At 63.3% G+C, this 8,499-nt stretch carries 8 protein-coding genes; 3 read left to right on the top strand and 5 right to left on the bottom strand.

The window, feature by feature from the left end:
* The first annotated feature begins 164 nt into the window (after positions 1 to 164).
* Positions 165 to 1,067 (top strand): 5'-nucleotidase, encoded by a 903-nt coding sequence (locus tag BUE39_RS31650; protein WP_073432567.1) that lies wholly within the window; start codon positions 165 to 167, stop codon positions 1,065 to 1,067.
* The gene (gene queF / locus BUE39_RS31645; protein ID WP_073432566.1) at positions 1,064 to 1,888 is read left to right on the top strand and encodes an NADPH-dependent 7-cyano-7-deazaguanine reductase QueF; all 825 of its coding nucleotides are present in this window, start codon (positions 1,064 to 1,066) and stop codon (positions 1,886 to 1,888) included. The genes BUE39_RS31650 and queF overlap by 4 nt, the downstream gene beginning before the upstream one ends.
* Before the next feature lie 60 nt (positions 1,889 to 1,948).
* On the opposite strand, the gene BUE39_RS31640 is transcribed toward queF, so the two are convergent.
* The 3 genes from BUE39_RS31640 to BUE39_RS31630 all read right to left on the bottom strand — a co-directional run bounded on the left by BUE39_RS31640 (position 1,949) and on the right by BUE39_RS31630 (position 4,780).
* Complete coding sequence (locus BUE39_RS31640) at positions 1,949 to 2,335, bottom strand: RidA family protein (RefSeq protein WP_073432565.1); 387 nt, start codon at positions 2,333 to 2,335, stop codon at positions 1,949 to 1,951.
* Between the two features lie 69 nt (positions 2,336 to 2,404).
* Positions 2,405 to 3,886 (bottom strand): N-acyl-D-amino-acid deacylase family protein, encoded by a 1,482-nt coding sequence (locus BUE39_RS31635; RefSeq protein ID WP_073432564.1) that lies wholly within the window; start codon positions 3,884 to 3,886, stop codon positions 2,405 to 2,407.
* A 3-nt stretch (positions 3,887 to 3,889) separates the two neighbouring features.
* Entirely contained in the window at positions 3,890 to 4,780 is an 891-nt protein-coding gene (locus tag BUE39_RS31630; protein WP_073432563.1) for a MurR/RpiR family transcriptional regulator, read from the bottom strand.
* Between the two features lie 146 nt (positions 4,781 to 4,926).
* Between BUE39_RS31630 and BUE39_RS31625 the strand changes: the two genes are divergently transcribed.
* Positions 4,927 to 6,204, top strand: a complete 1,278-nt coding sequence (locus tag BUE39_RS31625) for an amino acid deaminase (protein ID WP_073432562.1) — start codon at positions 4,927 to 4,929, stop codon at positions 6,202 to 6,204.
* A gap of 85 nt (positions 6,205 to 6,289) precedes the next feature.
* On the opposite strand, the gene BUE39_RS31620 is transcribed toward BUE39_RS31625, so the two are convergent.
* Positions 6,290 to 6,796: a MarR family winged helix-turn-helix transcriptional regulator gene (locus BUE39_RS31620; protein ID WP_073432561.1), complete on the bottom strand. Its 507-nt coding sequence runs from the start codon at positions 6,794 to 6,796 to the stop codon at positions 6,290 to 6,292.
* A 31-nt stretch (positions 6,797 to 6,827) separates the two neighbouring features.
* Positions 6,828 to 8,423: an MDR family MFS transporter gene (locus tag BUE39_RS31615; protein WP_073432560.1), complete on the bottom strand. Its 1,596-nt coding sequence runs from the start codon at positions 8,421 to 8,423 to the stop codon at positions 6,828 to 6,830.
* Between the last annotated feature and the right edge of the window lie 76 nt (positions 8,424 to 8,499).

Raw genomic sequence — 8,499 nt, 5'->3', positions numbered from 1 at the left:
GGCGCGGACTACAGCTCGATTCTCGTCGGCATTCAGGTGCCCGACAGCGAGAACAGCGAGTTCGGACGCTTTCTCGCGACGCTGGGGTATCCGTATTGGGAAGAGACCGGCAATCCGGTGTACCGCTTATTCCTCGCCTGATCTTTTGGGATTGAAACGCGCAGATGGCTCTTTCGCTTGTCGACAAACTGGTGGTGGCAATCTCGTCGCGCGCGCTGTTCGACTTCGAGGAAGAGAACCGCGTGTACGAGGAAGGCGATCTGCAAGCATATGAAGCGCTGCAGCGCGACCGCCTGACCGTGCCCGCCAAGCCGGGCGTAGCGTTTCCGCTGATCCGCAAGCTGCTGGCGCTGAACGCCGGCGGGCATCGCGTGGAAGTGGTGATCCTGTCGCGCAGCGATCCGATCAGCGGACTGCGCGCGTTTCATTCGTGCCGCGAACACGGGTTGGCGATCGAGCGCGGCGTGTTCACACGCGGACGCGCGCCGTTCGGCTATCTGAAGCCGCTGAACGCGTCGCTGTTTTTGTCCGCGAATCAGGACGACGTGCGCGACGCGCTCGCCGCTGGTTTTCCGGCCGCGCGCGTCCTGCCCGAATCGGCGAAAATGGCGAGCAAGTATCCCGACGAAATCCGCATTGCGTTCGACGGCGACGCCGTGCTGTTTTCTGACGAAGCCGAACGCGTGTTCCAGCAAGATGGCTTGCGCGCATTCATTGGACACGAGATTCACAACAAAAACCTGCCGCTCGCGGACGGGCCGTTGAAGCCGCTGCTCGAAGCGCTGCACCGGCTGCAAAAACTCGCGGACGAAGCCGCGCCCATGCATATTCGTACCGCATTGGTGACGGCGCGCTCGGCCCCCGCACATGAGCGCGCGATCCGCACCTTGATGGCGTGGAACATCGAAATCGACGAAGCGATGTTCCTCGGCGGCCTCGACAAGAGCGCATTCCTGCGCGAATTCGAGCCGGACTTTTTCTTCGACGACCAAATCGGCCATTGCGAATCGGCCCGCGTCGTGACGGCGACGGGGCACGTGCTGAGTGGCATCGTGAACGCATCATGACACCTGAACAGTCACCGCTGGGTAAGCCTTCCGCTTACACCGAACAATACGACGCTTCGCTGCTGTTCCCGATCGCGCGCGGCAATGCGCGCGAGGCGATCGGCATCAGTGCGCCATTGCCCTTCTTCGGCACCGATATCTGGAATGCCTATGAGCTTTCCTGGCTGAACGCGCGCGGCAAGCCGCAGATCGCAGTGGCGACTTTTTTCGTGCCGGCCGATTCGCCGAATATCGTCGAGTCGAAATCGTTCAAGCTGTATCTCGGCTCATTCGCGCAGACGGCTTTCGAGTCGATGGACGCGGTGCGGGAGACGATCAAGCGAGACGTGTCCGCTTCTTGCGGCGCAACGGTTTCCGTTCATCTAACGGCGCCTTACGAGTTCGGCAAGTTGCAGATGGAAGAGTTTGAGGGCTTGTCGCTGGATCGGCTGGATCTGGATACGGACGTTTATCAGCCGGATGCTTCGTTGCTGAAGGCGGCGCTGGATGAAGCGCCGGTCGAGGAAACGCTGTTTTCCAATCTGCTGAAGTCCAACTGTCCCGTGACCGGGCAGCCCGATTGGGGCAGCGTGCAGATTCATTACATTGGCCCGCAGATCGATCACGCGGGCTTGCTGCGCTACATCATCTCGTATCGGAATCACACCGGCTTTCACGAGCAGTGCGTCGAGAAGATTTTTATCGACGTGCTCAAGGCGTGCAAGCCTGTGAAACTCGCGGTATATGCGCGCTACACGCGGCGCGGCGGGCTGGACATCAATCCGTTCCGCACCAATTACAACTTGCCGATGCCGGACAATATGCGGCTCGCCCGGCAGTAGCCTGTCAATGTCTCGCGCGCCGCGGGCGATGATCCATGCTCGCGGCGAACGAGGAAAGCTTTACGCCGATGGCTTTTTATAAGCCACGCAATCCACTTCGACCTTACAGTCGATCACCATCGAGGAAACGACACAAGCCCGCGCCGGCGGATTGTCGCCGAAGTACTCGCGAAACACCTTGTTGAACGACGCGAAATCGCGCGGATCGTCCAGCCACACGCCGCAGCGGACGACATGCTCCGCGCCATAGCCGGCTTCCTTCAAAATCGCGAACACGTTCTGAATCGCCTTGTGCGTTTGCTCGACGATCCCGCCGTTGATCACCTCGCCGTTTTCCATCGGCGTTTGTCCAGAAACGAACAGCCAACCATCCGCTTCGACTGCCCGGGCAAACGGCATATGCTGACCGCCCGTTCCCTTCCCGCCTTCAACGCCATATCGCTTCATCGTCCAACTCCTCACAAAAGGTTCGCGCGCGACGGGCAAAACCGCCGCGCGCCTCGATCCATCAAAAAATCAGAATGCGCCGTGCGCGTCGCCTTTCGACGCCGCGCCACGCGCCACGAATTTGCCTGCGCGTTCGCCCGTGACTTCGCCGTCGCGGTATGACAACACGCCGTTCACCCACACCGCGTCGATGCCGTCCGCCGCCTGCTGCGGCTTCTCGAACGTCGCCGCGTCGCGCACCTTGGCGGGATCGAACAACACCAGGTCCGCGTGATAGCCGATATGCACCTCGCCGCGCTGCGCGAGACCAAAGCGACGCGCCGACAAGCTGGTCATCTTGCGCACCGCCTCTTCGAGCGGCAGCAAGCCGGCGTCGCGCGAATAGTGGCCGAGCACGCGCGGAAACGCGCCCCACAGGCGCGGATGCGGCAACGGATCGTTCGGCAAGCCGTCCGAGCCGACCATCGTCGCGGGATGCGACAGGATGCGCCGCACGTCCTCCTCGGACATGTTGTGATAGACGGCGCCCGCGGGCTGCAGACGCTTGCCCGCCTCCTGCTGCGTGATGCTCCACTCGGCGGCGATCTCTTTCAACAGCTTGCCGGCCATCTCGGGATGCGGCTCGGACCATGTGATCGTGATGTCGATGTCGCCGCTCACCTGCTTCAGATCGAGCGTCGATGAACTGCGGTTGTACGGATAGCAGTCGCAGCCGATCGGCTGCATGCGGCGCGCGCCTTCCAGCGACTTCAGCACTTCTTCGCTGCGTCCCCAGTTCGACGGACCCGCGCACTTCAGATGCGAAATCACCACCGGCACGTGCGCGTGACGTCCCACGCGATACGCTTCGTCCATCGCGTCGAGAATCGCGTCGAATTCGGTGCGCATGTGCGTCGTGTACAGCGCGCCGGCGGCGGCGAGCGGTTCGGCCAAGGCCATCACCTCCTCGGTGGGCGCAGCGAAGGCCGAGCCGTAGGCGAGACCCGAACTCAAACCCAGCGCGCCGTGCGACAACGCCTCTTCCAACTGAGCGCGCATGCCTTCGATTTCTTGCGGCGTGGCCGCGCGATCGAGCCGGTCCATCTGATTGCTGCGCAACGCCGTGTGGCCGATCAGCGCGCCCACATTCACCGCCGGGCGCGCGGCGTTCACCGCTTCGACGTAAGCGGCAAAAGTCGGGTATTGAAAGGCGTCGCGCTCGCCGAGCAGATTCATCGGATCGGGCGGATCGCCCTTCAGCGAAACCGGCGCGGCGCTGATGCCGCAGTTGCCGACGATCACCGTCGTCACGCCCTGCGTGATCTTCGGCAGCATTTGCGGCGAGCGGATCACGTGCGTGTCGTCGTGCGTATGGACGTCGATGAAACCGGGCGCCAATGCACGGCCGTTGGCCTCGATCACCTCTTCGGCGAGCCAGTTCGACAGATTGCCGATCGCGACAATGTGGCCGTCGCGGATCGCGACGTCGCGCTCGACGGGCGGCGCGCCCGTGCCGTCGTATAGTTGCGCGCCAACGATCAGTGTGTCGGCGGCTTCAGGATGCGAATGCATGGATCAGTCTCCTAACGGTTGTCGATCGCCGCCGCCGCGGTGCGCGTCGAGCGCGTGCTTCATGCGGCGCAGCAATTCGCGGCTCTCGTCACCCTGACTGACGGCAAGCTCGGTGACGAGCACATCGAGCGCCATCATCATCGCGTAACGTGACGACGACGGCTTGTAAATGAAATCGGTCTCGAACGCGACGATCGGAATCACCCATTCCGCAAGCTTCGCGAGCGGCGAGGCCGGCGCGGTCAGCGCGATCACGGTCGCGCCGTAGCTGCGCGCGATCTTGCAGTTCTCGACCATCTCGGGCACGCGCCCGGTGGTGGACAGCGCGAGCACCACGCAGTCGCGCGATACGGTGCTGGCGACCATGCGCTGCAACAAGCCGTCCTGATAGGTCGCGACCGGCCGGCCGAGACGCACCAGCCTGAAGCGCATTTCGTCGGCCAGGGCGGTCGAGCCGCCTCCCATGCCGAATACGTAGATCATGCGCGCCGCGCGCAAGGCGGCGGCCGCTTCGCCGAGCGGCGCCTGGCGCAGCAACTGATGGTTATGCGCAAGCGCGGTCTGCAATTCGTCGAACACGCGGGTGGCGATCGGCTCGGGCGCGCCGACGGCGCCGCCCGGTTGCAGAAACCGCTGGCCGACCGCCGCGGCCTGCGCGAGCCGCAGTTTCAGTTCGCGCACGTCGCGGCAACCGACCGCCTTGGCAAAGCGCGTGACGGTCGCGACACTCACCTGCGCCTGCTGTGCGAGCGCGCCGATGCTGGCGCGCGACGCGCCGGTGAGATCGTCGAGAATCAGCGCGGCGACCTTGCGTTCGGCCGAGCGCAATTCCGGCGCGCATTCGGCGATGCGCGCGACGATGTCGAAAGCGAGCGGTTCGGCGGTTGAGTTCATTGCAGAGCGTGGAAGGCCGCGCACCGGCTCATATCGAGCCGGCGCAAAGCCGTGGTACTAAATAACATTTCTTCATCCATCGTACTTTCGGTAACATGATAAAGTCAAATCTGATTCAATTTAACCGGACGATGGAGCTGGGTGACATGAAAGTTACAAACTATCAGGGCGCAACGATTGATCCTTATAGCAAAGGTCTCGGCATGGTGCCGGGCACCAGCATCCAGCTCACGGATGCAGCGCGCCTCGAGTGGAATCTGCTGAACGAAGACGTGAGCCTGCCCGCCGCGGTGCTATACGCGGATCGCGTGGAACACAACCTGAAGTGGATGCAGGCGTTCGTCGCGGAATACGGCGTCAAGCTCGCGCCGCACGGCAAGACCACCATGGCGCCGCAACTGTTCCGGCGTCAACTGGAAACCGGCGCGTGGGGCATCACGCTCGCCACCGCGCACCAGGTGCGCGCGGCGTATCACGGCGGCGTCTCGCGCATTTTGATGGCCAATCAACTGGTCGGCCGCCGCAACATGATGATGGTCGCCGAGTTGCTGAGCGATCCGGATTTCGAATTCTTCTGCCTCGTCGATTCGGTTGAAGGCGTCGATCAGTTGGGCCAGTTTTTCACGTCGGTGCGCAAGCCGCTGCAGGTGCTGCTCGAACTCGGTGTGCCGGGCGGCCGCACCGGCGTGCGCGACGAAGCACAGCGCAACGCGGTGCTCTCCGCGATCGCGCGTTATCCGAACATATTGAAGCTCGCCGGTGTGGAGTTGTACGAAGGCGTGTTGAAGGAAGAGCACGAAGTGCGCGCGTTCCTGCAAAGCGCGGTCGCGCTCACGCGCAAACTCGTCGACGAAGGGAGGTTTGCTCGCACGCCGGCGGTGTTGTCCGGCGCGGGGTCGGCGTGGTACGACGTGGTCGCGGAAGAATTCGTGAAGGCCTCGGAAGCCGGTAAGGTCGAGGTCGTGCTACGTCCCGGCTGCTATCTGACGCATGACGTCGGCATCTACCGCAAGGCGCAGACAGACATCCTTGCGCGCAATCCGGTCGCGAAGAAAATGGGCGAAGGCTTGCTCCCCGCGTTGCAACTATGGGCGTACGTGCAGTCGATTCCCGAGCCGGATCGCGCGATCATCGGTCTGGGCAAGCGCGACTCCGCGTTCGACGCCGGCATGCCGGAGCCGGCGCGCCACTATCGTCCGGGCAACGAAGCGCCGCGCGACATCGCGGCGAGCGAAGGCTGGGAGATTTTCGGCTTGATGGACCAGCACGCCTATCTGCGGATTCCCGCAGGCGCCGATCTCAAAGTGGGCGACATGATCGCGTTCGACATCTCGCACCCGTGCTTGACGTTCGACAAGTGGCGCCAGGTGCTGGTGGTCGATCCGTCGTATCGGGTCACGGAAGTGATCGAGACGTTCTTCTGATCTTGACGAGAACGGCGCGTTTCACGGCAACGTGGCGCGCCGCGCGGTTGTCGCCGACCGCCTGATGCAGTCGCGATCGCGCCGGTTATCGCGGCGATCCCTCGTTGTTCACCGCCGCTTCAGACACCTGAGAAGAACCAGCCGGATCGGTAACGCCGGCCGTCGCCGCCACTTCACCGATCCGCGCTTCCAGCATCTTCAACGCGCCGGACAGCGCGCTCAGCGCGTCGTCCGGCAACGCGACCATCGTGTCGTGCAAAAAGGCATTGCGACGCGGCAGGCTCGCTTCGGTTGCCGAGAGTCCCGCTTCGGTCAAGCGCACGTTGGTCACGCGGTTATCGCGCGTATCCATGCTGCGCGCAATCCAGCCTAATCCCTCCAGCGTTTTCAACTGCCGCGTGAGCGCGCCCGGATCGACCCGCAAGCGCTCGACCAGCCGCTTCTGCGACGACTCGCCCGCCTGCTCGTGCAGCGCGAGCAGAATGCGCCAGCGCGGCAACGGGTGGCCGACGTGCGCCTCGAATGCCGACATGAACGCCCGATAAGTGCGGCCGAATTGCTGCATGACGGCGACGCGGTCCTGTTCTTCCATGATTTGTCAGTAAAACGGTAAGTCTAAAAAATCAGTCCGCGTGAACCACCGGCTCGAGCTTGCGCTGGAGCTTGATCGGCGGAACGCGGCGGCTTTGCCACACCGACACCACGGCGATGATCGCCGCCAGCGCGAGACCCAGATGAATCGCCGCGACGAGCGCCTCGCGCGCGCTTTCGAGCAGCATCGCGCCGTCGTGGCCGGCATGCGTCAACTGGCCGAGCACGGCGCTTTGCGCGTCACGATTGATCAGGATTTGCGGATCGCCCAGATCGGCGAACCATTGCGATGCGCGATCGTTTTCCAGCGCGCTGCGCACGCCGCTTGCGTACATGTGGCTCACCAGCGTGCCGGTGAGCGCCGTGCCGATCATGCCGCCGATCATCCGCAACGACTGCAGCAGCGCCGTGGCGATGCCGAGATGTTCGCGACCGGCCGTCTGCTGCGCAAAGATCGTGAGGTTGGGCATCACGAAACCGAGCCCGAGGCCGCCGACCATCATGAACGACATCAGTAGCCATTGCGGCATGGAACGCGTCGCCACCACCATGCCGAGGCACGCGAGCGCGACCAGCGCAAAGCCGACGTATAGCATCAGATTCGGGTTGCGCACGCGAGAAACGATGCGCCCGTTGGCGATGCTGCCGATCGTGATGAACACGACGAGCGGCGTGATGACGAACCCCGCTTCTTTCGGCGACATGCCGAAGCCGCCCTGGAACAGCAACGGCGCGTAAAACAGCAGCGAGAACATCGTGAAGCCGCCCAGCACCGCGAGCGTGAAGAGCGCGGCGAGGCTGCGGTTGCGAAACATGTCGACCGGCAGGATCGCGGTCGGGCAGCGCTTTTCCCACTGCCACAGCGCGTAGGCCGAAGCGATGCTCAACGCAAGCAGCGCAAACGCGCTGAACGTGACGCCGTGCTTCGGCAGCAATTCGACGAAGAGTTGCAGCGAGCCGAGCGCCACCGCGATCAGCACCGCGCCCGGCCAGTCGAGCCGCATCTTGCCTTCGTGCTCGACATGCCGCAGATGCGGCAGGAAGCGCCAGACGAAAAATAGCGACAGCAGACCGACGGGCAGATTCACATAGAACACCGAGCGCCAGCCGTAATACTGCGTGAGGAAACCGCCGAGCGACGGCCCCACTGCGTTCGCGATCCCAAATGCGGAGCTCATCAACACCTGCCAGCGCAGGCGCACGACCGAGTCGGGGAAGAGGTCGGGAATGCAAGCGAAGGCCGTCCCGACCAGCATGCCGCCGCCGATGCCTTGCAGCCCGCGCGCCAGCACGAGGAACAGCATGTTGTCGGCGGCGCCGCACAGTACCGACGCGCCCGTGAACACGACGATCGACGCGATCACGAAGGGCTTGCGTCCGTAGTAGTCGCCAAGACGGCCGAAGATCGGCACCGTGATCACCGAGGTCAGCAGATACGACGTGGCGACCCATGCGTAGAGTTCGAAGCCCTTGAGTTCGGCGACGATCGTGGGCAATGCGGTGCCGACCACGGTCTGGTCGAGCGCGACCAGCATCGTGACGAAGGAAATGCCGAGCATTGCCAGCAGCGATTCGCGGAAAGGTAAGACTTGCCCACTCGAATGGTGGGCAGCGGTATGGACAGCCATTTTTGCGGACGCAACAGTTGACTTGTCAAATGATGGGGAATCATACCACGAGGCCATGCTCTAAGCTGGACCGTGC

Origin of the sequence: Paraburkholderia terricola, from assembly GCF_900142195.1 — a bacterium.
GTDB lineage: Bacteria > Pseudomonadota > Gammaproteobacteria > Burkholderiales > Burkholderiaceae > Paraburkholderia > Paraburkholderia terricola.
Note: the sequence above shows the minus strand (reverse complement) of the source record. Positions and strands in the feature narration are given on the sequence as shown.